The sequence below is a fragment of the Aliinostoc maniaoense genome (genome assembly GCF_058172895.1).
The window spans coordinates 1,117,588-1,142,556 of the sequence record NZ_CP187952.1 but is presented as its reverse complement, the minus strand read 5'-3'; the positions used below and the strand labels follow the sequence as shown (position 1 = coordinate 1,142,556).

General features: G+C 40.0%; 25 protein-coding genes. 17 read left to right on the top strand and 8 right to left on the bottom strand.

Annotation, left to right across the window (positions count from 1 at the left end; genetic code table 11):
- The first annotated feature begins 81 nt into the window (after positions 1-81).
- Positions 82-177, top strand: coding sequence for a photosystem I reaction center subunit XII (gene psaM / locus ACPZ3T_RS05145; protein ID WP_490274032.1), 96 nt, complete (start codon positions 82-84; stop codon positions 175-177).
- Between the two features lie 304 nt (positions 178-481).
- Here the strand turns inward: psaM and leuB are convergent, their stop codons facing one another.
- Positions 482-1,564, bottom strand: a complete 1,083-nt coding sequence (leuB, locus tag ACPZ3T_RS05140) for a 3-isopropylmalate dehydrogenase (RefSeq protein WP_490274030.1) — start codon at positions 1,562-1,564, stop codon at positions 482-484.
- 60 nt (positions 1,565-1,624) lie between these two features.
- Between leuB and ACPZ3T_RS05135 the strand changes: the two genes are divergently transcribed.
- The 4 genes from ACPZ3T_RS05135 (at position 1,625) to ACPZ3T_RS05120 (ending at position 4,700) form a co-directional block, all read left to right on the top strand.
- Positions 1,625-2,071, top strand: coding sequence for a PIN domain-containing protein (locus ACPZ3T_RS05135; protein ID WP_490274028.1), 447 nt, complete (start codon positions 1,625-1,627; stop codon positions 2,069-2,071).
- Positions 2,072-2,299 carry a hypothetical protein gene (locus ACPZ3T_RS05130; RefSeq protein WP_490274026.1) on the top strand — a complete coding sequence of 76 codons (228 nt, stop codon included), beginning with the start codon at positions 2,072-2,074 and terminating at the stop codon, positions 2,297-2,299.
- Positions 2,300-2,383: 84 nt separating this feature from the next.
- Positions 2,384-3,247, top strand: a complete 864-nt coding sequence (locus ACPZ3T_RS05125) for a mechanosensitive ion channel family protein (RefSeq protein WP_490274024.1) — start codon at positions 2,384-2,386, stop codon at positions 3,245-3,247.
- Between the two features lie 595 nt (positions 3,248-3,842).
- The gene (locus ACPZ3T_RS05120) at positions 3,843-4,700 is read left to right on the top strand and encodes a mechanosensitive ion channel family protein (RefSeq protein ID WP_490274022.1); all 858 of its coding nucleotides are present in this window, start codon (positions 3,843-3,845) and stop codon (positions 4,698-4,700) included.
- 78 nt (positions 4,701-4,778) lie between these two features.
- On the opposite strand, the gene ACPZ3T_RS05115 is transcribed toward ACPZ3T_RS05120, so the two are convergent.
- Positions 4,779-4,949 (bottom strand): hypothetical protein, encoded by a 171-nt coding sequence (locus ACPZ3T_RS05115; RefSeq protein ID WP_490274020.1) that lies wholly within the window; start codon positions 4,947-4,949, stop codon positions 4,779-4,781.
- A gap of 726 nt (positions 4,950-5,675) precedes the next feature.
- Here ACPZ3T_RS05115 and bchE point away from each other — a divergent pair.
- From bchE to ACPZ3T_RS05100, 3 genes are all read left to right on the top strand, one after another.
- Entirely contained in the window at positions 5,676-7,268 is a 1,593-nt protein-coding gene (gene bchE, locus ACPZ3T_RS05110) for a magnesium-protoporphyrin IX monomethyl ester anaerobic oxidative cyclase (RefSeq protein WP_490274018.1), read from the top strand.
- 402 nt (positions 7,269-7,670) lie between these two features.
- Positions 7,671-8,555 carry an all3515 family Zur-repressed PEP-CTERM protein gene (locus tag ACPZ3T_RS05105; RefSeq protein WP_490274016.1) on the top strand — a complete coding sequence of 295 codons (885 nt, stop codon included), beginning with the start codon at positions 7,671-7,673 and terminating at the stop codon, positions 8,553-8,555.
- A 305-nt stretch (positions 8,556-8,860) separates the two neighbouring features.
- Complete coding sequence (locus ACPZ3T_RS05100; protein WP_490274014.1) at positions 8,861-9,565, top strand: M15 family metallopeptidase; 705 nt, start codon at positions 8,861-8,863, stop codon at positions 9,563-9,565.
- A 334-nt stretch (positions 9,566-9,899) separates the two neighbouring features.
- Here ACPZ3T_RS05100 and ACPZ3T_RS05095 read toward each other — a convergent pair whose 3' ends face one another.
- Positions 9,900-10,373, bottom strand: a complete 474-nt coding sequence (locus ACPZ3T_RS05095) for a TspO/MBR family protein (RefSeq protein ID WP_490274013.1) — start codon at positions 10,371-10,373, stop codon at positions 9,900-9,902.
- Positions 10,374-10,492: 119 nt separating this feature from the next.
- On the opposite strand from ACPZ3T_RS05095, the gene ACPZ3T_RS05090 reads away from it, so the two are divergent.
- The 5 genes from ACPZ3T_RS05090 to ACPZ3T_RS05070 all read left to right on the top strand — a co-directional run bounded on the left by ACPZ3T_RS05090 (position 10,493) and on the right by ACPZ3T_RS05070 (position 14,910).
- Complete coding sequence (locus ACPZ3T_RS05090) at positions 10,493-10,720, top strand: hypothetical protein (RefSeq protein ID WP_490274012.1); 228 nt, start codon at positions 10,493-10,495, stop codon at positions 10,718-10,720.
- 277 nt (positions 10,721-10,997) lie between these two features.
- Positions 10,998-11,765: a phosphonate ABC transporter ATP-binding protein gene (gene phnC, locus ACPZ3T_RS05085; protein WP_490274011.1), complete on the top strand. Its 768-nt coding sequence runs from the start codon at positions 10,998-11,000 to the stop codon at positions 11,763-11,765.
- Positions 11,766-11,936: 171 nt separating this feature from the next.
- Positions 11,937-12,875, top strand: coding sequence for a phosphate/phosphite/phosphonate ABC transporter substrate-binding protein (gene phnD, locus ACPZ3T_RS05080; RefSeq protein ID WP_490274010.1), 939 nt, complete (start codon positions 11,937-11,939; stop codon positions 12,873-12,875).
- Positions 12,876-13,099: 224 nt separating this feature from the next.
- Positions 13,100-13,909 (top strand): phosphonate ABC transporter, permease protein PhnE, encoded by an 810-nt coding sequence (gene phnE, locus ACPZ3T_RS05075; protein ID WP_490274008.1) that lies wholly within the window; start codon positions 13,100-13,102, stop codon positions 13,907-13,909.
- A gap of 11 nt (positions 13,910-13,920) precedes the next feature.
- Positions 13,921-14,910: a phosphonate dehydrogenase gene (locus ACPZ3T_RS05070; RefSeq protein ID WP_490274006.1), complete on the top strand. Its 990-nt coding sequence runs from the start codon at positions 13,921-13,923 to the stop codon at positions 14,908-14,910.
- A gap of 32 nt (positions 14,911-14,942) precedes the next feature.
- On the opposite strand, the gene ACPZ3T_RS05065 is transcribed toward ACPZ3T_RS05070, so the two are convergent.
- The gene (locus ACPZ3T_RS05065; RefSeq protein WP_490274004.1) at positions 14,943-15,092 is read right to left on the bottom strand and encodes a hypothetical protein; all 150 of its coding nucleotides are present in this window, start codon (positions 15,090-15,092) and stop codon (positions 14,943-14,945) included.
- A 2-nt stretch (positions 15,093-15,094) separates the two neighbouring features.
- Between ACPZ3T_RS05065 and ACPZ3T_RS05060 the strand changes: the two genes are divergently transcribed.
- From ACPZ3T_RS05060 to ACPZ3T_RS05050, 3 genes are all read left to right on the top strand, one after another.
- Positions 15,095-15,970, top strand: coding sequence for a LysR family transcriptional regulator (locus tag ACPZ3T_RS05060; RefSeq protein ID WP_490274002.1), 876 nt, complete (start codon positions 15,095-15,097; stop codon positions 15,968-15,970).
- A gap of 402 nt (positions 15,971-16,372) precedes the next feature.
- Positions 16,373-17,011, top strand: a complete 639-nt coding sequence (locus ACPZ3T_RS05055) for a class I SAM-dependent methyltransferase (RefSeq protein WP_490274000.1) — start codon at positions 16,373-16,375, stop codon at positions 17,009-17,011.
- A 402-nt stretch (positions 17,012-17,413) separates the two neighbouring features.
- On the top strand, positions 17,414-17,986 hold the full coding sequence (locus ACPZ3T_RS05050; protein ID WP_490273999.1) for a DUF3611 family protein: 573 nt from the start codon (positions 17,414-17,416) through the stop codon (positions 17,984-17,986).
- A gap of 546 nt (positions 17,987-18,532) precedes the next feature.
- On the opposite strand, the gene ACPZ3T_RS05045 is transcribed toward ACPZ3T_RS05050, so the two are convergent.
- The gene (locus ACPZ3T_RS05045) at positions 18,533-20,176 is read right to left on the bottom strand and encodes an adenylate/guanylate cyclase domain-containing protein (protein ID WP_490273998.1); all 1,644 of its coding nucleotides are present in this window, start codon (positions 20,174-20,176) and stop codon (positions 18,533-18,535) included.
- 683 nt (positions 20,177-20,859) lie between these two features.
- On the opposite strand from ACPZ3T_RS05045, the gene ACPZ3T_RS05040 reads away from it, so the two are divergent.
- The gene (locus tag ACPZ3T_RS05040; protein WP_490273996.1) at positions 20,860-22,341 is read left to right on the top strand and encodes a VanZ family protein; all 1,482 of its coding nucleotides are present in this window, start codon (positions 20,860-20,862) and stop codon (positions 22,339-22,341) included.
- A 138-nt stretch (positions 22,342-22,479) separates the two neighbouring features.
- Here ACPZ3T_RS05040 and ylqF read toward each other — a convergent pair whose 3' ends face one another.
- From ylqF to ACPZ3T_RS05025, 3 genes are all read right to left on the bottom strand, one after another.
- Positions 22,480-23,364, bottom strand: coding sequence for a ribosome biogenesis GTPase YlqF (ylqF, locus tag ACPZ3T_RS05035; RefSeq protein WP_490273994.1), 885 nt, complete (start codon positions 23,362-23,364; stop codon positions 22,480-22,482).
- Positions 23,365-23,432: 68 nt separating this feature from the next.
- Entirely contained in the window at positions 23,433-23,807 is a 375-nt protein-coding gene (locus ACPZ3T_RS05030) for a VOC family protein (RefSeq protein ID WP_490273992.1), read from the bottom strand.
- Between the two features lie 117 nt (positions 23,808-23,924).
- Positions 23,925-24,890 carry a glycosyltransferase family 2 protein gene (locus ACPZ3T_RS05025; RefSeq protein WP_490277121.1) on the bottom strand — a complete coding sequence of 322 codons (966 nt, stop codon included), beginning with the start codon at positions 24,888-24,890 and terminating at the stop codon, positions 23,925-23,927.
- Positions 24,891-24,969: the final 79 nt, after the last annotated feature.

Below are 24,969 nucleotides of genomic sequence, written 5' to 3'. Positions count from 1 at the left end.
TGTTCCAAAATTTTGGCAAAACAAGGAAAAGTAGTAAACGAACTCTTAAAAATCAATTTGACGCTCAGGAGGTTTACAACCATGCCTATCTCTGATACTCAAGTTTACATCGCTCTAGTTGTGGCACTAGTTCCAGGCTTTTTGGCTTGGCGTTTAGCGACAGAACTCTATAAATAACGCCTGCAAAATTCGCCAAGAGTGGAGTTGAATTAATTTCTTCTCCACTCCTGGTATAGATGAGCTAAAGCGCAAATTAGAGTTTAATCACTCAACAGTCAACAGTTATCAGTTACTTGATAACTGTTGACTTTTAAGTAAGTTGGCGCAATAAAACCAAACTATGTGAAGAAAAGCAAATAAGGCTCAAACGCTTTCTCCCCCTGCTCCCTGCTCCCTGCTCCCTGCTCCCTGCTCCCTGCCCCCTGCCCCCTGCCCCCTGCCCCCTGCGCTATTCCAACAATAATTATTTACGCCAACCTACTTAACCCAGAGCTTTCATTAATGAATCACCCATTGCTCGACAACCTAAAAGATTCATTCCTGGTGACATGATATCCCCGGTGCGATCGCCTTGTTCTAAAACTTTTAATACGGCTTGTTCTATCTTGTCGGCGGCTTGGGGTTGATTTAAGCCGTAGCGTAACATCATGGCTGCGCTTAAAACTTGGGCTAGGGGGTTGGCTTTATCTTGCCCTGCGATATCGGGTGCAGAACCGTGGACTGGTTCAAATACTCCCGGCCCCGATGCACCTAAACTGGCAGAAGGTAACATCCCTATACTACCTGTGAGCATAGCGGCAGCATCGGAAAGGATATCACCAAATAAATTGCCTGTGACAATTGTATCAAATTGCTTAGGTGCGCGTACTAACTGCATGGCTGCATTATCTACATAGAGATGTGAAAGTTCCACATCTGGATATTCTGCGGCTAATTTGGTCATGCGATCGCGCCACAATTGTGATACTTCTAATACATTGGCTTTATCAACTGAACACAGTTTACCCCCACGTTTGCGGGCTGTTTCAAATGCGACACGACCAATCCGGTCTATTTCGGATTCCGTATACACCATTGTATTGACACCGCGTTTCTCACCTGTCTCGTTGGTAAAAATTCCTTTGGGTTTACCGAAGTAAATTCCCCCGGTGAGTTCACGCACAACCATAATATCTACACCTTCCACTACTTCCCGTTTTAAGGTGGAAGCATCAATAAGTTGGGGTAAAATTTGGGCTGGACGTAAATTGGCAAATAGTTCTAAGCCGGCGCGGAGTCCTAATAAACCTGCTTCTGGACGTTGGTGAGAGGGTAGAGTGTCCCACTTATACCCACCGATAGCGGCGAGTAAGACAGCATCACTATTACGGCAAGTGTCGAGGGTAGCAGGTGGCAGAGGTTCGCCTGTTGCGTCGATAGCTGCACCGCCAATTAAAGCTTCTTGAAATTCAAATTGGAGATCAAATTGCTTTCCTATGACTGTCAGCACATCTACCGCCACCGCCATAATTTCGGGGCCGATGCCATCGCCAGGAAGTAGGGTAATACGGTAGTTCTGAGTCATAATTACTTCTTATTCGGTAAATGCTTGCAGATTAAATATCATACCGAGCAAGATGTACCTATGGAGTTTTTAATTTATTTAGATGTGTGTTGTCTGAATCGGCCTTTCGATGATCAGACACAAGAACGGATTATTTTGGAAACTGAAGCAGTGCGGATAATTTTAGCGCATTGTCAAATTGGTGAATGGCAATTATTAGGTAGTGAAGTCATAGATGATGAGTTGACACAGACACCAGATGGAGGTAGAAAACAGCAAATGATCATTTTGACTGATATGGCAAACACCAAAATTTTAGCTAATGAACAGGTAAAATACCGTGCTAGACAACTTACTGTTCTTGGTTTTAAAGCTTTTGATGCTGCTCATCTTGCTTGTGCAGAAACTGGAAATGCCGATATTTTCTTAACAACGGATGACAGGATGTTGCGTTTAGCAGCAAGATACAGTGCCATGTTACAAGTGAGAGTAGAGAATCCATTACGATGGGTACTGGAGGTATTATAGATGCTCGATGTAACTAAGCTCACTCAAGCTGAGATTAAAAGGTTAGGAATAGAAGCTCTCACACAGGCTTTAGGCCCTGCTGGTATGGCGCGATTTATGCAGCAATTTGAAAAGGGTAGTGGTGACTATACAAGAGATAGAGATGAAATATTAGGAAATCCTAGCATTGAAGAAATATTTGATCGGATTGAAGCGCGACGAAAACAGGAAAAAAGTGACAGTTTGTAAACATTAAAAAAAAGTATTTTTCGGCATTTTTAGGTGATTTTACTAGTATGTTCTTTGATAAACACCTAAAGATAAGAATAATTTATGAACTTTCAGCAGATTGGACAGGTTGCTATTCAACTGTTAACACAGTTTGGCTTAAAAGTGTTAGGCGCGATCGCACTTTGGTTAATTGCCCAAAAACTGATTGATTTTGCTGTCAAGCTACTAAGACGCGCTTTCCGCAGTCAAAATATTGAGCCAACCCTAATTAGTTATTTGCTCAATATTATTGGTGTAACTTTGAGAATCGTCCTAGTTGTGGCGATTTTGGGCTTTTTTGGCATTGAAACCACTTCTTTTGCGGCTTTACTAGCGGCGGCTGGTGTCGCCATCGGTGCGGCTTGGGGTGGACTGTTAGCCAATTTTGCCGCCGGTGCTTTTTTAATAGTTTTCCGTCCCTTTAGTGTGGGTGATTTTATTACCGCCGGCGGTGTAACTGGCACTGTCACAGAAATTGGACTGTTCACCACCAGCATCAATACACCTGATAACGTCTTAACTATTGTTGCTAATAACAAAATCTTTTCTGATAATATCCAGAATTTTTCTGCGAATCCTTACCGTCGGGTTGACCTCGTAGCCCAATTACATCACACTGTCGATCATAACCAAGCGATCGCACTTTTAAAAGCTAAAATCAGTCAAATCCCCAACGTACTCGATAATCCTGCACCAGATGTAGAAATTTTAGATTTCAATTTAGCAGGTCCAGTATTAGCAGTGCGTCCTTACTGTAATAATGACCACTATTGGCAAGTTTATTTTGACACCAATAAAACTATTAAGGAAACCTTTGGCGAAGCTGGTTTCCCTGCTCCTGAAACACGCTACGCTGTCAGCAATTCTTCAGAAATTCCTGTGAATGCTGTTGTTCCTACTGGCTCATTAAGTGAATTTATCTCATAGTCAAAACTATGGTCTGATTGGCAACATATTAACAGCACAATATACAGCACTTTTGAAGTACTTGAGGTACACCATGAGTAATAAGTAGTGAGTAATAAGTAAATTTATGCCGTGTGCAACTTTCTCTCAAACCTAACCCCCAACCCCTTCCCTACAAGGGAAGGGGAGCAAGAATCAAAGCCTCTAACGCCACTGAGGGAGTCGGGAAACCCGCCCAACGCAGTGGCTTCTCCTTGCAGGGGAGAGTTACTCTACGAGAAGAGCTTCGCTCTATGGAGAGGGGTTTCAAAAATAAGTTGCACATCGCGTAAATTTATTACTCATGACTTTTTTCAATCAATTGCTGTATCTCATAAACATCGAATCTGCTGTATCAGTCAAAAGTGGGTAAATTTAATAATTTACCTGCTTTTTTATTGATAAATATTTTTCCCAAGAGAGAAAATCTATAGCCGTAGCCAGATAGATGAGGACATCAAACCAATATAAATATAATCCATCTTGAGGGAGAGGTGGGGTTTGATGCTTATTCACACCATTATTACAAGCACCAATAATGAAAAAATTCGTGTTGATTGATTGTCAATAAAAATTTATGGATTTAAATCAAATTATTCCGGTTGCGATTGCATTATTAACACAGTTTGCACTAAAATTATTAGGCGCGATCGCTATATGGATTATTGGTCAAAGATTGATTGATTTTGGCTTAAAATTACTCCGGCGCGGTTTCCGTAGCCAAAGTATTGAGCCGACACTAATTAATTATGTATTAAATATCGTTTCAGTAACGCTAAAAATTATCCTAATTGTAGCAATTCTCGGCTTTTTTGGTGTTGAAACCACTTCTTTTGCTGCATTATTAGCTGCAATTGGTATCGCCATTGGTGCGGCTTGGAGTGGGTTATTAGCCAACTTTGCGGCTGGTGCTTTTTTAATGATTTTTCGTCCATTTAAGACAGGTGACATGATATCAGCCGCAGGTGTCACCGGAACAGTAGCAGAAATTGGACTGTTTACCACAACTATCAATACACTTGATAATGTGATGACCATTATTGCCAATAATAAAGTATTTTCTGATAATATTGAGAATTTTTCTGCCAATCCTTACCGTCGTGTGGATCTTAAAGCACAACTACATCATAGTGTAGATCATAACGAAGCAATTAGGCTATTAAAACAACGCGTCAGCCAAATTCCCAATGTTTTGAATAACCCAGCACCAGATGTAGAGATTTTAGATTTCAATCTTGCCGGGACTGTATTAGCGGTGCGTCCCTATTGCAATAATGAACATTACTGGCAAGTTTATTTTGACACCAATAAAGTCATCAAACAAACCTTTGGTGAAGCTGGTTATCCTGTTCCTGAACAACGCTACGCATTTAGTGGTAATTCTGAAGATGGCACGAAGCCTTTTATCTCCTCTCCATCTTTCAGGAGTTCATAAGACTTTAAGTTTGTAGTAAGGACTTTAGTCCTAATTTTCTCAGTACTAAAGTGCTTACTACAAACCCGATATACTAATCTAATTCATATGAGAGCGATCGCACTTATAAGGATACAGCCATTCACAGCGAAAAATTCCCTTTGTGTGTTTTTCTAAAAACGTCCCAGCATGGCGGCTTTTTGATATATTAATTCCCGCTTTGGTTTTAATTTCGTACAACCAAGGAAAAGCTACTATTAAAGTAACCATTGTTACAAAAATATAGCTGATTTTTGGTCTGAATTTACTGGGTTTTCGGGAACTGCTGAGATGTTTTTGAGGCATAAATTCTAAAACTGACAGTTAATTCAAAACCCATGCTAGCTTAATTTTTAAGATTTGTCTTTTAGCCAAATAAATGACGTAGAGACGTTGCATGCAACGTCTCTACATTACAGAATAAATTGCATCTATGGCTACGCCAGGCAAGCTACATCAAGAAACGGTATTACTGATTACTCATTACTGATTACTCATTACTGATTACTCATTACTCATTACTCATGGTGTACCTCACTTAACTGGCAATCGCTATATAATTCGACAACCTCAGTCACAGGTGGGCAATGAGTAACTCGCCACTCACTCCCTAATCGTTAAGTTTTAAAACACTCACTTTATTATTAAGCCTAAATAACTATAAAGTTATATAAGGATAGATTTCAAAATGATAAGTCATGGAGAAAAGCAACGTCCTAATTATAACTTCTCATAGAAAATTCAGAAATATGGGTACAAAAAATCATTGTATCTGCAAGGCTGAGAAGATGAAATCATGGGAATATTTCTTAACTAATTTCTCTCCTAGAGAAATGTAAATTACTAGTAAGAAATATTGCAATTTGTCCTTAACGCTTCATAGTAGAAATCGCCAAAAGACACTTTTTTATCAAGCAATTAAATGCTAGCCATCTGTCAAGAATTAGGAGATAGATTATGCGGATCATGATGATTCAACCCAACTATCATTCTGGTGGTGCAGAAATTGCGGGGAATTGGCCGCCAAGTTGGGTTCCTTATGTTGGTGGTGCATTAAAGACAGCTGGCTTTAAGGACATCAAGTTTATTGACGCGATGACTGATGATATTCCTGATGATGCTTTAGCCAAAATGATTGCCCAGCATCAGCCAGATGTAGTGCTGGCAACGGCAATTACACCGATGATTTACCAATCACAAACCACCCTGAAAATTGTCAAAGAAGTTTGTCCCCAAGCGAAAACTATTATGGGTGGGGTGCATCCTACCTATATGTACAATGAGGTGTTTCAGGAAGCCCCTTGGGTAGATTATATTATCCGAGGTGAGGGGGAAGAAATTACGGTAAACTTGCTCACAGCGATCGCTAATGGTACAGATGAGCGCGATCGCCGTAATATTTTAGGTATCGCCTTCATTGAAAATGGGCAAGTCATCGCCACACCAGCCCATCCTCCCATCGCTGATTTAGACACCCTCACCCCAGACTGGAGTCTTTTAGACTGGAGTAAATACATTTACACCCCTTTAAATGTGCGGGTAGCTGTTCCCAACTACGCCAGAGGATGTCCATTTTCCTGCCGTTTCTGTTCTCAATGGGCATTCTGGCGCAAATACCGTTCCAGCACTCCTAAGCAATTTGTTGATCAGATTGAAATCCTGGTAAAAGAACACAAAGTAGGATTCTTTATTCTCGCTGACGAAGAACCCACTATTAATAAACCCAAATTTATCGCCCTATGTAACGAATTAATCGAACGTAATTTAGGGGTTTACTGGGGAATTAATACACGGGTGACAGATATTTTACGGGATGAACAAGAATTACCACTGTACCGCAAAGCTGGACTCGTTCACGTTTCTTTGGGAACAGAAGCAGCCGCACAATTAAAGTTAAACTTGTTCCGCAAAGAAACAACAATCGAACAAAACAAAAAAGCAATTCAACTATTAAGACAAAATGGGATGATTGCCGAAGCTCAATTTATTATGGGTTTAGAAAACGAAACCCCAGAAACCATTGAGCAAACCTATCAAATGGCCTTAGATTGGAAAGCAGACATGGTGAACTGGAATATGTTTACGCCTTGGCCATTTTCCGAATTATTTCAGGATTTAGGCGATCGCGTCGAAGTTAGAGATTATTCGCAATATAACTTCGTCACCCCAATCATGAAACCCGACGCAATGGAGAGGGAAGACGTACTCAAAGGAGTATTGCGAAACTACGCTCGTTTTTACCTCCGCAAAACCATCGAATATTGGTTTGTCAAAGATCCCTTTAAACGCAAGTATCTGTTAGGTTGCTTGAAAGCATTTGTCAAAACCACCCTCAACAAACGTTTTTACAACTTAAAACGAGTTAAGTACAATGGCTTACACACAGAAATTGAGCTAGGTTTTGACGAATCAAAGATTCTCACCCGCGAACAAATCGCCCAACGCAAACAAGCACATCCAGAACTGATGGCAGATGTCAATTTTACAGGTAATATCGCCGCTTGTGGCGCACCTAATGATCTACCAGAGTATCATGAAGAACAAGTTTAATATGATACCGCATCTCCCCCAAAGCCTTTGGTATATTACGCGTAAGCCGTAATACCAATTCGCAATTCGCAATTTAGAAAGTCATATACCATCTGGGTTTCAAGCTTTGCATCTGTTGCCTAATTTTGGAGAATTGGTATAATGCACCATTCAAAACCCTGGTTTCTTCAAGAAACTGGGGCTTTTCGTATTAACTCCTAACTTGCACCTCGGTTAAAAACCGGGTGTCTTGCAAATCCCTCAGCTTAAAACCTTAATCTTTCGTTCAGAAACCCGGTTTTTGGGCTTGTTGAATACTGTCGCTTATAGTTCTACTTTTTAACAAATTCTTCATTGACAAGCAGAAGTAGAACATGATAATCATTATCACTAGGAAAAATAATACTTTCATGGAGAACCCTAGTGGTTTCAAAATACACAAGATTTTGGCACAAGCAAGCTTATCTTGCTGTGGGATTTTTTACTGCTGCGCCATTAGTAGTATCTACGGCTATTGCACCTGCACAAGCTCATGGAACTCATGGTGATGACACTGAATATTACATTGGCTTAGATGGGTTACAGGTTCTCACTAGTGGGACGTATGCAGGATTAGAGAACCCCAACTACAATCGTTTGACCTTCTTATATGCACATTGGTCAGAAAATCCTGCAAGTAATCATTTTCATGGTATTGGAGCTTATAGTTACTTAGGTGCTATTGATAGTCCAAGTATTAATTCTACCAATTCAAACAATAGAATACCTGAGATTTCTACAGGTATGCCGCCACTAAAATTAATCCCAGGTACAGGGATTTATGCTCATCGTTTAATTAGTTCTGACACCCACGAAGAATATAGTAATCTCAACATCAAACCTGTCACTTCTTTGGCAGGTAGTTCAGAAGTAGAGAGCGAGTATTTATTTAATAGTTCTCGTGGTCGTTGGCAATCGACACTGACGGGTGCAACCATTGGTTTACAGTTGCTAGAAATTAGTAGCGGGTTAAATATTGCCAATGATACGGGTGAAAATATTCTCACGTCTATTGGTGATATTTATACCCTTGGTAGCGGGGATGATTTTTCCTTTACCCCTACTTTTTGGACAGAGAAAACAGCAACACCAGGAACTTACTCGGCAACATTTAAATTAGTGGATTTGAGTAATAACTATTTAGAGTCTGGTAGATTTAGCTTAGATTTTCGAGTTGAAAAAGTACCAGAACCTTCCACTACTATTGCTTTGGGATTAGGTAGTTTATTGGCTTTATCTATTTCTCATCTCAAGAAACGTACTGCTTAGTTTTGATCTGATTAAGTTAGTAGGGTGTGTTAGGCGTAATACCGTTTCACCTTAAGATTGATACATTTAGGCAAGCAGGGGAAGCAGGCGAAGTAAGGGAGGCAGGGGGAGCAAGAGAAATGATTTGTATCAATAATTTCGTGAAATGGGATTACGCCACTTGCTACAACGCAGGAAAACCGTGCAACGCAGTGGCTTCTCCTTGTAGGAGAGAGGTCAAAATTGTGCTACACCCAAGGGAGAACCGCTATATATTTGGAGTTGAATTTGATATAAACTGATCTGAAATTTGTGGCTGTGAGTGAATGCAAACTTATCAAATCAGACCGTATCATCAGATACCAATTGTAGAATGTGGTGAAAGGCTAATCGAAATTCCCCAAGAAATTTTTGCTATAGAAAGTCCCCATCCTTATGAAAAAATAGGGGCTACTTACGGTGATTATTCTCCCTATTATCTGCGCCAGAGTGTTGTTGAGAATTTAATTCAAGCGCAGAATTATCTGCAATTGCTGCATCCTCACTGGCGTATTCAAATATTTGATGGTTATCGCCCAGTAGCTGTACAGCAGTTTATGGTAGATTACAGCTTTGCTACAGCATTACAACAACGAGGACTAACTGAAGCTGAGTTAACTCCCAAGCAACAGCAAGAGATTTGGGAAGCAGTATATGAAATTTGGGCTGTGCCGAGTATGGACGAAAAAACGCCCCCTCCTCATAGTACAGGTGCAGCCGTGGATATTACACTAGTAAATGAAACTGGACAAATTATAGATATGGGTTCGCCCATAGATGAAATGTCAGAGCGATCGCATCCTGATTACTATGCTGATAGGGATTACCCAAATGCAGATCGCTATCACGCCCATCGTCAGTTATTGTACGATGTCATGCTCAAAGCTGGGTTTCAACGTAACCCGAAAGAATGGTGGCATTTTTGTTACGGTGATCAAATGTGGGCTTGGCTGACTAATCAACCTACAGCACTTTATGGGCGCGTGTTTTAACAGTTATCGTTGAACAGGGTGTAGGGGGTAGGGTTTTGACTCTGTACCTTTTCAGGGGTCAAAAATTCATGCACAATCCTTTCTTTCTTTAAGAAATGAGTAATGAGTAATGAGTAATGAGTAATGAGTAAATACACATGATTTATTACTTATTACTTATTGAATTTGGCTCACCGATGATAACACCAAAACTGTATGAATAAAGAATAGATAAATCTCATCAAAGTCAACACCCTAGGTGTAGGGTGTAGTCAACTCCATACTTAAAAGGATGGGTTTCAAACAAGGACTTCATGTTTCTCATACTACACAACGAAGAACACATTTTTAGAGGTTAAGCATCTTGAGGGTTAATTTGAATCATTCGCCAGGTTGTGTATGTACCAATTGGACTCCAAAGTAAATAGGGGACTAATAATAGTGCAGCCCAACTAGAAACAGTTAAAACTGTAATGGCTAAAATGATACAGATAGTAAAACCTGTGCCACCAAGAAGTGTACCTACATGAAGGCTACGCAGCTTTAACATCACTGGGGTGTAGGCAATAGTGACAATTTCTAGTAGTAAGTATAAACCCATAAGTAACCAAGTGGGATTTGTATCTGGTTGGCGTTCCCAAATGATATAAGCTGACCATGCACCGCAGATAAAGATGATAGTCCAAATTATAGGAATTGCGGCTTCAAAGGTGAGCCATTTAGGTCTTTGTAAGCGTTTGAACCACTGGCGATCGCTTGGTGTAGTAAAATTACTTGCCAAGGCTACTAAAAAAGTCACACCCCCAATCACCATCCAAGATTTTATCATTGCCCTTCTTCCTTGCGATCGCAGAGGATCATTACTGTTAATTAGCTATTACGCCTGAAAATTGCACACTCATTCATCCAGGTTGTTGACTGTCAACACAAGAAGATGTGCTTTCTTCGATGCACAACAGCTTACGTTTTAATTTTAGTAATTTGAATTATTGTGTTAAAAATTATGCCTATGTTCAGAGCCATGTTTCATCAATCCTAAGTGAGAAATTCCTAATTTGCATTGACGAAGAAAGGCAGAGGGCAGGGGGCAGGGGAAGCAGGGGGAGACAAGGGAGACAAGGGAGACAAGGGAGCAGGGGAGTAGGGGAGCAGGGAGCAAGGGAGCAGGGGGAGTAAAACTCTCCAATTTTGAATTTTGTAGCTTGCTTCCCGTAAGGGTATTTTGAATTTTGAATTGGAGCGAAGCGACTTGACGAATTGCATAAAGCCTGCGGCACAGGTGAAGATGTTGCATCGATTTAACCTAAAAGAACTCGATTCTTAACTTAAATTTTAAATAAGAGGTGAAAACTTATACTTATCTAACTAATGTTTTGATTAAATTTTCAAATCAATAGTTAGAGAAGTCAATGTAATGCGTGTGCATTGTAGAAGATAGAGGAATTTTCCTAGGATGATGATTCAGCTTGATCGCTTGAGTGTAACTTATCCTGGCGGAGTTCAAGCCCTCCAGGCAGTTTCTTTAAACTTCAACCCAGGAGAGTTTACAGTCATCTTGGGAGCTTCTGGTTCAGGCAAATCAACGTTGCTCCGGTGTTTAAATGGACTCATTCAACCAACAGCAGGGACTATCACAATAGAAGGATCTCGTCAAATCAATGACCCCAAGGTATTGCATAAACATCGCCAGCGCACAGGGATGATTTTTCAGCAACACCAGTTAATTGGTAGACAAACTGCACTGCAAAATGTGTTGACTGGTCGTTTAGCCTATCACTCAACTATTAGGAGCTTTTTCCCATTACCCAAAGCTGACAAATATATAGCCTTGGAGTGTTTAGACAGAGTAGGACTGTTGAATAAAGCTTTAGCACGAGTAGATAATCTCAGTGGTGGTCAACAACAACGGGTAGGAATTGCCCGTGCGTTGGCGCAACAGCCAAGATTAATGTTGGCAGATGAACCAGTAGCGAGTCTTGACCCTGCTAGTTCTCACAAAGTAATTTCTTTTCTGCGTCAAATTTGTCAGGAAGATGGCATTGCAGCGATTATGAGTCTGCACCAAGTAGATTTAGCCAAAGCTTATGCAGACAGAATAGTTGGTATATCTCAAGGTCATGTAGTTTTTGATGGTAGTGCCGCAGATATAGAGGAGAGCGAACTGAATCGCATCTATGGCAACACCGAGAATATTCAGCAAGAGGTACAGGTACTATTTTGAAACGTAGAGGAGCGCGGAGTAAAGCGCAGCGAAAAGTTCTGGAGGAGGGTTTCCCTCCGTAGGAAACTTTTCAAGAGAGAGTTACGCAGAGATTTGTACCTCAGCAGACTAGGAAATGCTATATTCCCAATTCCTAAAAAGTTTACACACTAATATATCAGGAGGATTTTTATGGCGATCGCAATTAAAAAACCCTTACTCACATCCGTTGCTGTAGCGGTGTTTGCATTGGTTGGCTGTCAAGCATCCGATAACACTACTACTAATGGTTCTGCTTCTCCTAACGCTCAGAATGCAGGTGCGGTTGATCCTAGTGTATCTGACCCCAAAACCTTAAAAGTTGCTCTTTTACCTGATGAAACTCCTTCCACGATTATTAAAAATAATCAAGGTCTAGAAAAATATTTGGAAGAAAAAGTAGGCAAAGATGTGGAATTAGTCGTCACTACAGACTATTCTTCGATGATTGAAGCAGCTAGTAATGGCCGCTTAGATTTAGCATATTTTGGGCCACTTTCTTATGTTTTAGCTAAGACTAAAAGTAATATTGAACCCTTTGCAGCATTAAGAAAAGATGGCGAAACTACATATAAATCTGTGATTATCGCTAATACTAGTAGTGGTGTTAATTCCATCGAGCAAGCAGCCGGAAAAACAGTAGCGTTTGGCGATCAAGCTTCTACTTCCAGTCATTTAATCCCCAAATCTATGCTTGCCGAAAAGGGTTTACAACCAAAAACAAATTATCAAGAAGTTTTTGCTGGTTCTCATGATGCGGTTGCTTTATCAGTTCAGAATAACAATGCCCAAGTGGGTGGATTAAGTAAACCTATTTTTGAATCTCTAATTGAGCGCAAAATAATTGATAGTAACAAAGTGAAAGTTTTGGCAGAGTCGAAACCATTTCCCCAATATCCTTGGACAATGCGCTCTGATTTGAACCCGGAACTAAAAGCAAAAATTCGTTCAGCGTTTATTGAAATGAATGATCAAACAGTCCTCAAACCTTTTAAAGCTGATGGATTTGATGCGATTGAAGATAAAGATTATGACGTAGTACGGGATTTAGGGAAAACTTTGAATCTCGATTTTCAGAAGTTGAATAAATGAGGATGGGGCATGGAGCATGGGGCATGGGGCATGGGGCATTGGGCATTGGGCATTGGGCATTGGGCATTGAGGACTAGTTTTCTTCCTTGTCCTTCTTCCTCATCTTTTCACTAAAAATGTTAAGTACCTAAACAAAATTAATTACACAACTTTATTCACTCTTCCCTGTTCCCTCAACCCTGTTCCCTATCTCCACCAATGAATTTGATTTTGTGCAACTAGTTATGGCAACAAATATTTATCAGAAGTTTGACACTGTACTAAAACAACAACGACAGCAGAGATATCATCGCTTAATGCAGGTAGCTGTTGTTGTGGTAATTGTGCTGATATCCTTTTTTTTGGTTGGTCTTTTAGATTGGGAAAGGTTGGCTAAAGGTGTCCCCAGTGGGATGAATTTAATTGGCCAGATGCTACCACCTGATTTTAGTTCAGCCGTTAACTGGATTAAGCCATTATTTGATACTTTGGCTATGAGTATCGCAGCTACAGCGATCGCAGTTTCTTTTTCCCTCCCATTATCACTATTGGCGGCTAGTAATACTACACCCCATCGGCTAACGTTTCAAGTGGCGCGTCTAATTCTCAATGGTTTACGAGCTGTACCAGAACTGATTATGGGGATTATTCTGGTGGCGGCAGTGGGGTTTGGTGCGTTACCGGGAGCATTAGCAGTAGGGTTACATTCGGTGGGGATGGTGGGTAAATTCTTTGCTGAGTACATTGAACACGTCCACCCTGCACCGATAGAAGCTGCACAGGCGGCGGGTGCAAACAAGACTCAGGTGATTTATCACAGTGTTTTGCCGCAAGTTTTGCCGCAAATGCTCGATGTAACCTTATATCGCTGGGAATATAACTTTCGTGCTTCTACTATTATGGGAGCAGTGGGAGCAGGCGGTATAGGTTTTGAATTGATTGGTGCGTTACGCATCATTAACTATAAGGAAGTGTCAGCAATCCTGCTGGTAATTCTGGTAATGGTAACGCTGGTAGATAGTTTCAGTGGCTATTTACGCAGAAAGTTAGCTTGAGGATATACCCAATGAAACCAAAGGTTGTGATTACTAATTGGGTACATCCCGAAGTGATTGAACTGCTCAAACCTAGTTGTGAGGTGATTGCTAATCCCAGTAAAGAGGCTTTATCTCGTGAGGAAATTCTGCAACGGGCAAAAGATGCAGAGGCTCTCATGGTATTTATGCCTGATACCATTGATGAGGCTTTTGTGCAAGAATGTCCCAAATTGAAAATAATTGCGGCTGCCCTTAAAGGCTACGATAATTTTGATGTTGCAGCCTGTACCCATCGCGGTATCTGGTTTACAATTGTGCCTTCTTTATTGTCTGCACCTACGGCTGAAATTACCATTGGGTTATTAATTGGGCTAGGAAGGCAGATGTTAGAAGGCGATCGCTTCATTCGCACAGGTAAATTTGTTGGGTGGCGGCCTCAATTTTACAGTTTAGGGCTAGCAAATCGCACCTTGGGCATTGTCGGTATGGGTGCATTAGGCAAAGCGATCGCGCAACGTCTAGCAGGTTTTGAGATGCGGTTACTCTATAGTGATCCCGTAGCGTTAACTCCAGAACAAGAAGCAGCTTGGAATATATCACGAGTATCTTTTGAGACTTTAATTGAGTCAAGTGATTTTGTTGTATTGGTAGTACCTCTGCAACCAGCAACCTTGCATTTAATCAACGCCAACACCCTAGCCAAAATGAAACCAGGCAGCTTTTTAATTAACCCCTGTCGTGGTTCAGTCGTGGATGAGCAAGCAGTGTCTCAGGCTTTAGAATCAGGACATTTAGCAGGTTATGCTGCTGATGTATTTGAAATGGAAGACTGGTATCGTACGAATCGCCCTTACAATATACCCCAGCCATTATTAGAAAATACCAAACAAACCTTCTTCACTCCCCATATTGGATCTGCCGTTGACGAACTACGGCGAAACATTGCCCTAGAAGCCGCCCAAAATATTCTGCAAGCCCTACAAGGACAAAAGCCACAGGGAGCAATTAATTATCTTTAGGTACTAGGGCATATCAATTCAAAATTCAAAATTCAAAATTCAAAATTGAAGAGTTTTACTCCCCCTGTCTCCCTTGTCTCCCTTGTCTCCCTTGTCTCCCTTGTCTCCCCTGCCCCCTGCTTCCCCTGCTCCCCTGCCCCCTGCTCCCCTGCCCCCTGCTCCCCTGCCTCCCCCGCCTCCACCTATGAATTTCGAGTACGTAGAAAGTTTTTTAGCCGTTGTTCACACAGGGAGTTTTCGCCAAGCTGCCAAAAAATTGGGAATTTCTCAACCTGCGGTTTCACAACACATTAAAAAGTTAGAAGCATCTTTGAATACGCAGCTAATTATCCGCGATCGCAAGGGTAATCAATTGACTCCTGCGGCACAAAAATTACTTCCCTATGCCGAAAGTCTGGTTTTAGTGACACAAAGAGCCGTTTCCGCCTTAAAATCCACAAAATTAGTCATTGGGGCAAGTTCTAATATTGGTATATATCTCTTACCACCGTATTTGAAATATCATTTGGAAAATTATGCTCACTCCTATGAGGTTGATTTAGTAATTGATACTAATTTAGCGATCGCTGACAAGCTAGAAACTGGATTAGTAGACATCGCCCTGATGGAGTGGTGGGATCATCGTCCTGGGTTTATAGCTCAACTATGGCAAAATGAAGAACTTGTGGTCATCGTGCCACCGAATCATCCTTGGCGGAATTTGACGAAAGTACCCAAAGCCTATTTAGAAAATATCGAAATGTTAGGCGGAGAAAAAGGGACAGGTACTCGACGCTTGCTGCAAAAATTCTTTGGTGAGCAAGTTCACAAGATGCAAGTTTCTATGGAATTAGGTAGCACAGAAGCCGTCAAAAGAGCCGTACAAGCAGGGTTAGGAGTTTCAATTGTGTTATCAAAATCAGTTACTCAAGAAGTACAAGCGGGATTACTACACGCCATTCCTATAGATGTAGATAGCACAACTCTACGTAAAGAATTATTTGTGATATGGCGTAGCAGCTTATCTTTAGCTACTCCAATCCATCAATTTATTCAAATGTTATTACATGAGTCAATCTGAAATATACAGCACTTTTGAAGTGAGTGAGATACAACATGAATGATAAGTAATGAGTAATGAGTAATGAGTAATGAGTAATGAGTAATGAGTAATAAATAATAAGTAATTTGATTCTTATTTCCCCCTTTTTCAAGGTGAGTTGGGCAGGGTGGTTTCATACAACCAGAGAAAAAAATAAACCTAGCTTTCAAAGCCTCTCTCCCCGTGGGGGAGAGGTTTGGAGAGGGGTCAAAATCTCGGCTACAAAACGAATAATCAAAACTTATAGATTTTTCTTTTTTCGTATGAAACCAGCCTGCTTTTTCAAGGGGGGTTAGGGGGGAGCAAAAGGTGTTAAATTATTCTACTTGATCACGCAGATGTAACTCTATTAATATCTTCTCTCCAGTGAAAACTATAACTATGAGCGAAACTATAATTCGTAAACAGTATAACGAAATGGCAGATTACTATGATAAACGTTGGAATAATTACATTACAAAAACACTATCTATTCTCAAAAATTGGGCAGAGATTTCACCAGAAGCAAAAGTGCTTGATATTGGCTGTGGAACAGGAGAATTAGAGCAGTTATTTTTAGCAGAAAACCCCCAACAGGTTATGATTGGAGTAGACATTTCCGAAAAAATGCTCCTTGTGGCTCAACAGAAATGTCATGCTTATCCTCATGTTTCCTTTCATAATGTGAGTGTGTCAAACTTACCTTTTGAGAATAATACTTTTGATGTAATTGTATCAGCAAGTGCATTTCATTATTTTGATAATCCTCATGCTGCATTAAGGGAAATCAAACGTGTTTTGAAGCCACAAGGAAAAGTATTTATCTTAGATTGGTGTAAAGATTATTTATCCTGTCAGATATGTGATTTTATATTGAAGATTGTTGACCCGGCTTACAAGCAGTGTTACACCCAAAAAGAGTTTCATGATTTACTAGCATCTGCTCAGTTTCATATTGAGCGTGCAGCTAAATTTCGTTTTAATTTTGTGTGGGGGATGATGATTGTTCAAGCAATATCACAAACTCCACATAACATTTAAATAATCACCTAGATGTGAATAATAGTAAGTCTGGATGATGATTTATCTTGTAGTCCTCGCGTTACACCACTCCGTCAAAATTATGCTTTGTCTCCCCTTTGCATAAATCTATCTACGGTGTAAACAGAAGTTGCTTCATCGGCATTGTTAATGTATTGCCTGACAATGTTAATGTATCGCCTGACAATGCTAATGTATCGCCTGACAATGTTAACGTATCGCCTAACAATGCTAATGTATCGCCTGACAATGCCAATGTAATGATGAAACTAAGCGAATTTAACCGAAATTTTCACGACTCAATTCACATTAGATGTGAATTAAAAATTATGCCCACAGGTGGGGGTAAAGTTTCCGCAGTAAAAATATCCTAGTGATTGGGGTATCAGGTAATGAGTTAATATGCAAGCTGAAACAGAAACGCGATCGCTAGTACATAGTTCGCTACATGGAATTGCTAAAAATATTCGTCTCACGGGCTGGATTACTTTTTGGGTACAGCTGACATTAGTTGTAGTTTCTGGATTAGTGCTATTATTTGCTTCTACTGGTCGTGACTTTACAGCTCAACCAAATGCTGGACTCGGTATCGGGATATTTTGGGCTATCTGCGGACTTGTAGCACTATTATTTAGTGTGTATTGGGATTTTCGTTACACTCGCATCGGTAAGCGGTTAGATAATCCTAATCCCAGTTTACATCCTAGTAAAGCAGAGACAACTAGAATTATTCAATTAGGAATAATTGCAGGTTTAGTAGGAATACTATTAAGTATTTTGGGTGCTGGTGCAACTTTGGGAGTGTTAATAGCAAAGTCTATCTCTCAACCCCCAGGTGTAGCTATTACTGATCCTAATAAAATTATCAGAGCCTTAGATGTGTTTGTCATGGTAGCCAACGTTAATGGTATTACGGCTCACTTTATCGGGACTGTAGCTTCGATGTGGTTATTAGAAAAAGTACATCAACATTAAATTAATTCGTAATTCGTAAAATCTTGCGAATACGTAGATATTTGTAGGGGCGGGTTCATTGAGATCAAAAGTTAATAATGAATGATGTTTGTTAACCCGCCCCTACCAAGTTTGATACGCCACACCTATAGGGTATTTATTGGATAGGTGGTTTTCTTAATTCACATCAGGCGTAATTTAACGTGAGTTCGACGACTGGAAAAAACCCCTCTCCAAACCTCTCACGCCAGTTGCTTCTCTACGAGACGCTACGCGAACAAGTCGGCAAAGCCGCCCAACGCACTGGCTCCCCTGCAAGGAGAGAGGCTTTAAAACCTTGATTTTTCCTTGATATATCATGCTTTTTACTCCCCTCTCCGCGTCGGAGCGAAAAGTCTGAGCGGAGGTTTCCTCCGATGGCTTCGCCAACGCCAAGGGCGAACAGAACTTTTCAAGAGAGAGGGGTTGGGGGAGAGGTCAGAAAAGACTTGTCGAACTCACGTTAATTTATCAAAATCAATATTCCCATGCCCAATTCCCAATGCCCAATGCCCATTTTTCTAATGATTAATGATGAATAATTGTCGTTAAATTTTGTAATTTGGTTTGATAGACTCTGACTAATCTATCAATACCTTTAAAACGATAATCTCCCATTTTTTGGAAGTCTTGAGGGTGGGAGAGTAATTTATATGTGGCTTCGCTAATCACACATTCGCTGGGAGGACAAACTGCTTCCATTCTAGCGGCGAGGTTAATAGTAGCACCTAATGCTGTGTACTCTACACGTTGCGAACTGCCGACATCTCCGACTACGGCTTTGCCACTGTTAATCGCAATGCGTAATTGTAAGGGTTCATACCAAAAACCGTTGGCATTGAGATGTTCTAGACGAGTTAGCATCCCTTTAGCGGTGGCCGTGGCGCGGTCGGCGTGGTCTGGTTGGGGTTCAGGTGCGCCAAAAAATGCCATGATACAATCACCAATATATTTGTCTAAAGTGCCTCCACAAGCAAACACTTCTTGTAACATTTCTTCAAATAAATTATTTAATAATTGTGCGATCGCAGTTGGTGTTAATCTCTCAGAAATAGCAGTAAAGCCAACTAAATCTGCAAACAAAATGCTAATTTCACTTTCTGCTGGTCTTAAACGTCCATCTGGTAAACCACCTACAGCAATTAAGTGTTGGACTACGGCAGGCGAGTGATAACGTTCTAAGCGATGACGAATTACTTCTTCTGTTTTGAGTTTCTCTGCCAGTAACCAACGTTGTACACTCGATGCTACAAGATTAGCTAAAGCCGAAAAAAAGCTGAGTTCTTCTTCACCATCTTCTTCCCAGTGATAAGAAGATAAATGAGCATCAGCATAAAGTACACCTACTACTTTATTTTCATCCCACAAAGGTACAGCCATTGCACTGCGAATACCTTTGAGTAAAATACTATGTTCCCCAGAAAACCTTTCATCTTTTTGGGTATCAGCAGTTTGAATTAATACTTTCTCTTCAAACACCTTTTGACAGATACTCCGGCTAATCCAACTAGCATCTGCTAAAAGATATTTCTGGTGAGTTTGATCTCTACTTGCCGCATTAACTAACTCTAAATTTCCACAACCATTAACATCAATTAATAATGCCAACCGGTCAATACTACTAAGATAACGAAACACTACTTGTTGCACTTGGGAGAAAATTTCTTCTATAGATGCGGCAGCACACAAATTTTTTGCTATATCTACTAAGTCTTTCAGACGCGCAATAGTTTTATTTTTGTCCCCAAGATCACCATCATTACTATTAGCTTCTATCCACTGCTGTTGTAGTTGTTTAACGTTACGAAAAATCGTTTTCTGCTCCGAACCATTGAAAAAAGTTATTGGTTTAGGTAATGGCGGTGGGGGAGGAGGAGTATGAAAAAATACCACCAAACTAATATTACCTACCCAAATTACATCACCATGATGTAACTTTTGTGGTTGGCTGACGACAGTTTGATTCACCTGTGTACCGTTTTTACTACCCAAATCCTCAACTATCCACGTACCATCAGCCATTTTGACGAGTTGTGCGTGCTTGCGGGAAACTCCCCCAAAAGGCAGATATAAGTTACATTCTGGCAACCGACCTATTGTGAATACATTTTGATTCACGATGACAGTTGTTTCAGTGTCTCCCTGTTTTAAACGTAAACTCAGTTCAGTCATGGATGTAATGTGCCTATTTGGGGACTGGGAGCGCAAGCATATCTGGTTTGTCGGATATTTATCCATCCTTTACCATCTCTTTATGGCATTGTTCATGGCGATCGACAACTGTTTGTATTAAAAATTACACTAAAATCTATGACTTTCAGGATTATTTCCATTACAACGGTACTTTGTTGCTTTTGACTTCGCTCCAATTCAGAAGGGGATAGGGTGCGTCAGTTTGAGAAAACCTAACTAAGTAGAACGGCCTGAATAATTCAAGGTTTGTAGTAGGGACTTTAGTCCTCTCTTAAGGTCTAAAGCCCTTACTACAAGCCAATTCAATTAAATTTTACATTACTTAATACAGTTTGTTTTTTCTCTCCGACTTACTTATACCAAAAAGTTATTTATACTGACGCACCCTAAATTTTGGATATTTTTAGTCACGGTTTATTTGTTCATTGAGAACAAATGAACTTTGATTATTTAGCAACTTAGATTTAGATTTAGATTTACATTTTATTTATGATAATTTTACAAAAAAAATATATATAATTCAGTCTAAATATAAATGGGTGAATAATATTAGAAAAGCATTATCTAATCTGCATCTCCATCAAGCATTTATCCGCTAATTTTTGATAGTTAATAGCCAAGCAATAATTCATACATAGCTACTGAAAAACAGATATTTACATATGACTAATCAACAGCGTTATTTGCAAACATATAATTGGCTAATTTGCAGTATTAGTATTTTAACTGTATTGCTCGCTACACTTTATCCATTTAATTTCTCATCTGTAGATAATTTTTCATTAACGGAACTGACTTTGAGTTTTAATAACTTTAGTCCTTTTCAGGATCAGATCAATAATGTTTTGTTATTTATGCCTTTAGGTTTTGGTTTAGCCAGGCTATTACAAAACATGAAAAAGCAAAGTATATTACAAGTTTTATTAGTTTTATTAGTAAGCTTTGGCTTGTCATTAACAGTAGAAATATTACAAATATTTTTACCGTCTAGAATGCCTACACCTGCGGACTTACTAAATAATACCATCGGTGGATTTTTGGGATTTATTTGCTTTTATTTATGGAATAAAAAAAGCTTTAATATTACCTTAGAAAAAATAGAAGCCAGTCGATTGAGGCGTTCTAATCAGCAAATATTAGGATTGTTTCTAGCATATCTATGTTTGACTTTCTTAATTGCATTACTATGGCAAAGCACAACTAATTTAAGTAGTTGGGACTTAAACTATCCACTCGTTATTGGTAATGAAAAAACTGGTGAAAAACCCTGGGAAGGATATCTATCTGAAATTCATATTGCTGATCAAGCTCTATCGAGGAATCAAATAGGAAATATTTTAGCAAATCCTAGTACTTTTGAGCATCTTGGTAATTCCTTATTAGCTCACTATCAATTTAATGGTAAATGCTGCTATCAAGATAAAACAGGACAGCTACCCAAATTAGTATGGCAAGGAAACCCAGTAAATCAAGAGCAAAGTCAAGGTGTATTTTTAAGTAGTCAACATTGGTTACAAACATCTGTACCTGTGACGCAATTAAGTAAAACAATCAGTAAAACATCAGAGATTACTATTAGTGCGATTGTGACAACAGCGAATATTGAACAGGATGGGCCAGCACGAATTATTTCAATCTCTGAAAATGCTTATCGGCGTAATTTAACATTAGGACAACAGGGTAATAGTTTAGATTTTCGCATCAGAACGCCCATTACTGGAGAAAATGGCTCTGAGCTAAAATTGAATATACCTAATATTTTTGTCGATACTAAACCACATCATATAATCATTACTTATTCTAGAGGAACTATTCAAGTTTATGTAGATAAATTACAGAATGCTTACTGTTTTAATTTACTAGATTTAATTCCCAGAAAACAAAAACTTTTCTACTATGCACTAACTTTTATCCCTCTAGGAATAGGCTTAACTATACTCACTCTATTCACACAAAAAAGATTCATATTTTCTAAACTTATTTACAGTGGAATATTAATACCTTCTTTAATTATAGAAGGTGTTTTAGTCAATGAAAGCGGTAAACATTTTAGTATGAAAAATTTGTTAATGGGAGTTACATTTACAGCAGCAACGATGCTGGTATTAAAAGCCAGAGCCTCTCAGATAAAAGGAAAAAATTAATATCAATTCGCAATTCCCATTATCGCGGGAAGCAAGTTACAAACTACATTAATTTTTCTCCCTTGTCCCCCTTGTCTCCCTTGTCTCCCCCTGCTCCCCTGCCCCCTGCTCCCCTGCCCCCTGCCCCCTGGGCTAGTGTCAAAAATTAGGTGGTAATTCTAAAGGCAGCATTCCCAGTAAACCCTTGCGATAGTCTGTTAATAGTTGCCTAGCAGTGCGTTCTACATCACCTTGATGACGATGTTCAGCTAAAGCGTGTAAGTATGCTTCTCCTGTGTGGGGTATGGGGTCGAGTTCGTAACGTGAGTATAGGGGTGATTTTGGTAATAATTCACCGGCTTGCTCTTGTAAAGAATTGAGTAAATCTACGAGTGCTGCGGCTACTAGTTGATTATCGTAAGCAGCTTGACCAATATCATCGCAAATTGCTAGTTTGACGGCTGCTTCTTGATTACCTAATTTAACGGGGATAACTCCAGGTGCATCTAATAATTCTAATTGATCAGAAATTCGCACCCAGCGTAGTTGACGCGTCACCCCAGGACGAGCCGCGCTTTCTACGACTCGCTTACCTAATAAACGATTGATTAAAGCTGACTTGCCAACGTTAGGAAAACCAATCACCACAGCTCGGACGGGACGAGGTAACATTCCCCGTTCCCGTCTTCTTTGATTAAGTTGTACACCGGCAGATTGAGCAGCTTTGGCTACTCCGCTTACACCTTGGCCGTGTTGAGCATTGGTAAAATAGGGTTCTTCGCCACGATTTTTAAAATAATTTACCCATAGCGATCGCACTTGGGGCGGTATCATATCTAAGCGATTCAATACCAAAACTCGTGCCTTATTTCCCACCCATTCATCGATTTGTGGGTGGTGTGTTGCCAAAGGAATCCTCGCGTCTCGTACCTCAAAAACCACATCTACCCTTGATAGGTGTTCTTTAAGATTCTTTTCGGCCTTAGCAATATGACCCGGATACCACTGGATCAAATTTAATTTATAGTTATCTGTTATACCCATCTCAATTACAAATTACGTTAGCGGAGCGGTAGCATCGTTACGAATTACGAATTACGAATTACGAATTATCAATTATAGCTTTGATGCAAAATCAGACGATTGCCATCAGGATCATAGGCGTAAATTTCCCTACCGTGGGAGGCGATCGCAATTTCTCCAGGTGGTGGATAACCTATATTAGTTAAGTGAGCGATCGCTGTATCTAAGTTATTTACCTCTAAACACAGACTAATTTTACTATTAGCTGAGGTTTTAAATTCTGCATTATGATTTTCTTTTGGTTGGAAAATACCCAATTTCAAACCAATAAGCTCAAATTCAGCATATATTCTAGGAATAAAACTTATTGGTTGTTTATCCAATAAATCAGAGTAGAAATTAACTAATGTATCAATATCTTGTGTTGCTATAGTGACAATTGCATCAGTATAGTAGAAATCCATAGTCTTTAAAGTAGCCGTCAAGAACCAAACAAGCCCTAAAAAACTGGGTTTCAAGAAACCCGGTTTTTAACCCAGGTGCAAGATGTTGGGCATTGGGCATGGGAAGATTGATTTTTCCTAAACACTTTTCATTTGAGCGTAAGCCTCATATACACCCTTGACGTTATACCAGTTGAGGAAAATACGGGCGATTTCTAAGGCTAACTGTGGCTTACCTAAATTAATCAACCATTGCAACAACGGGGTCATTGTCCGTTCATTTAATGCCCCATTAAGTGACAGCAACCCCCACAATAAACGATGAATCCATGTCATTTGAATCATCATTTTAACTTCCCAGGTGGGATGCTTTTGATAGAACAAAACGCCCATGCGCCCCCGTTGAATTTCTTTCTCGATTAAATTGGGAATTTGTTCTAAATTAAATGGGGGATGCCAATGATACCCCACGGCGGCGGGACATTTAATTAGTTTTAAACCGAGATTTTTAAGTCTGACACCCAGTTCTAAATCTTCCCAGCCGTAAAGTTGAAAACCTGTGTCAAACAATCCAGCTTTTTCTAGCCAGTGTTTAGGGATAGCAACGTTACCCGTAGCGAAAAATGCAGCAGAGAAATCTGTGATTTTGTAGGGTTCGGCGGTAGGGTTGTCGAAATTACAAGTATTAATTACTGCACCGTAAGTAAAAAAGCGATCGCTGTCTAATTTCTTTTCACCCTGCACTAAAGCATCTGCATGAGCTTGCAGGAAATTCTCTAAGACTACTAAATCACTATCTATAAAAATGATAATGTCCCCTTGTGCCTTCTCTACGCCCAAATTCCGCGCCGCCGCCGGGCCTGCATGATCTTGTTCAAACCACCGCACATGGGGAAATTCTTCTTTATTTGCTGTTAACCAATCTAATGTACCGTCAGTAGAACCATCATCTACTAACACAACTTCATAACCACCTACAACACTGGATGCACTTAGTTGCTGCATCTCTAAAGCCCGTAAGCATTTTTCTAGAATTGGCTGACGATTATAAGTTGGTATCACAACGCTGATAAACACAGTCTCACCCACAACACAACTACCCATCTCCAGGATAGGACACCACAGCACTTAACACAGTTCCTTTTTGATGAACTTCGGTACAATCAGGACTCAAGTCCTGGCT

What these genes read in the sequence shown, in the direction of transcription:
- psaM (WP_490274032.1), top strand. Translation starts at nt 82, where the DNA reads ATGCCTATCTCTGATACTCAAGTTTACATCGCTCTAGTTGTGGCACTA.
- leuB (WP_490274030.1), bottom strand. Translation starts at nt 1,564, where the DNA reads ATGACTCAGAACTACCGTATTACCCTACTTCCTGGCGATGGCATCGGC.
- ACPZ3T_RS05135 (WP_490274028.1), top strand. Translation starts at nt 1,625, where the DNA reads ATGGAGTTTTTAATTTATTTAGATGTGTGTTGTCTGAATCGGCCTTTC.
- ACPZ3T_RS05130 (WP_490274026.1), top strand. Translation starts at nt 2,072, where the DNA reads ATGCTCGATGTAACTAAGCTCACTCAAGCTGAGATTAAAAGGTTAGGA.
- ACPZ3T_RS05125 (WP_490274024.1), top strand. Translation starts at nt 2,384, where the DNA reads ATGAACTTTCAGCAGATTGGACAGGTTGCTATTCAACTGTTAACACAG.
- ACPZ3T_RS05120 (WP_490274022.1), top strand. Translation starts at nt 3,843, where the DNA reads ATGGATTTAAATCAAATTATTCCGGTTGCGATTGCATTATTAACACAG.
- ACPZ3T_RS05115 (WP_490274020.1), bottom strand. Translation starts at nt 4,949, where the DNA reads ATGGTTACTTTAATAGTAGCTTTTCCTTGGTTGTACGAAATTAAAACC.
- bchE (WP_490274018.1), top strand. Translation starts at nt 5,676, where the DNA reads ATGCGGATCATGATGATTCAACCCAACTATCATTCTGGTGGTGCAGAA.
- ACPZ3T_RS05100 (WP_490274014.1), top strand. Translation starts at nt 8,861, where the DNA reads ATGCAAACTTATCAAATCAGACCGTATCATCAGATACCAATTGTAGAA.
- ACPZ3T_RS05095 (WP_490274013.1), bottom strand. Translation starts at nt 10,373, where the DNA reads ATGATAAAATCTTGGATGGTGATTGGGGGTGTGACTTTTTTAGTAGCC.
- ACPZ3T_RS05090 (WP_490274012.1), top strand. Translation starts at nt 10,493, where the DNA reads ATGCACAACAGCTTACGTTTTAATTTTAGTAATTTGAATTATTGTGTT.
- phnC (WP_490274011.1), top strand. Translation starts at nt 10,998, where the DNA reads ATGATGATTCAGCTTGATCGCTTGAGTGTAACTTATCCTGGCGGAGTT.
- phnD (WP_490274010.1), top strand. Translation starts at nt 11,937, where the DNA reads ATGGCGATCGCAATTAAAAAACCCTTACTCACATCCGTTGCTGTAGCG.
- phnE (WP_490274008.1), top strand. Translation starts at nt 13,100, where the DNA reads ATGGCAACAAATATTTATCAGAAGTTTGACACTGTACTAAAACAACAA.
- ACPZ3T_RS05070 (WP_490274006.1), top strand. Translation starts at nt 13,921, where the DNA reads ATGAAACCAAAGGTTGTGATTACTAATTGGGTACATCCCGAAGTGATT.
- ACPZ3T_RS05060 (WP_490274002.1), top strand. Translation starts at nt 15,095, where the DNA reads ATGAATTTCGAGTACGTAGAAAGTTTTTTAGCCGTTGTTCACACAGGG.
- ACPZ3T_RS05055 (WP_490274000.1), top strand. Translation starts at nt 16,373, where the DNA reads ATGAGCGAAACTATAATTCGTAAACAGTATAACGAAATGGCAGATTAC.
- ACPZ3T_RS05050 (WP_490273999.1), top strand. Translation starts at nt 17,414, where the DNA reads ATGCAAGCTGAAACAGAAACGCGATCGCTAGTACATAGTTCGCTACAT.
- ACPZ3T_RS05045 (WP_490273998.1), bottom strand. Translation starts at nt 20,176, where the DNA reads ATGACTGAACTGAGTTTACGTTTAAAACAGGGAGACACTGAAACAACT.
- ACPZ3T_RS05040 (WP_490273996.1), top strand. Translation starts at nt 20,860, where the DNA reads ATGACTAATCAACAGCGTTATTTGCAAACATATAATTGGCTAATTTGC.
- ylqF (WP_490273994.1), bottom strand. Translation starts at nt 23,364, where the DNA reads ATGGGTATAACAGATAACTATAAATTAAATTTGATCCAGTGGTATCCG.
- ACPZ3T_RS05030 (WP_490273992.1), bottom strand. Translation starts at nt 23,807, where the DNA reads ATGGATTTCTACTATACTGATGCAATTGTCACTATAGCAACACAAGAT.
- ACPZ3T_RS05025 (WP_490277121.1), bottom strand. Translation starts at nt 24,890, where the DNA reads ATGGGTAGTTGTGTTGTGGGTGAGACTGTGTTTATCAGCGTTGTGATA.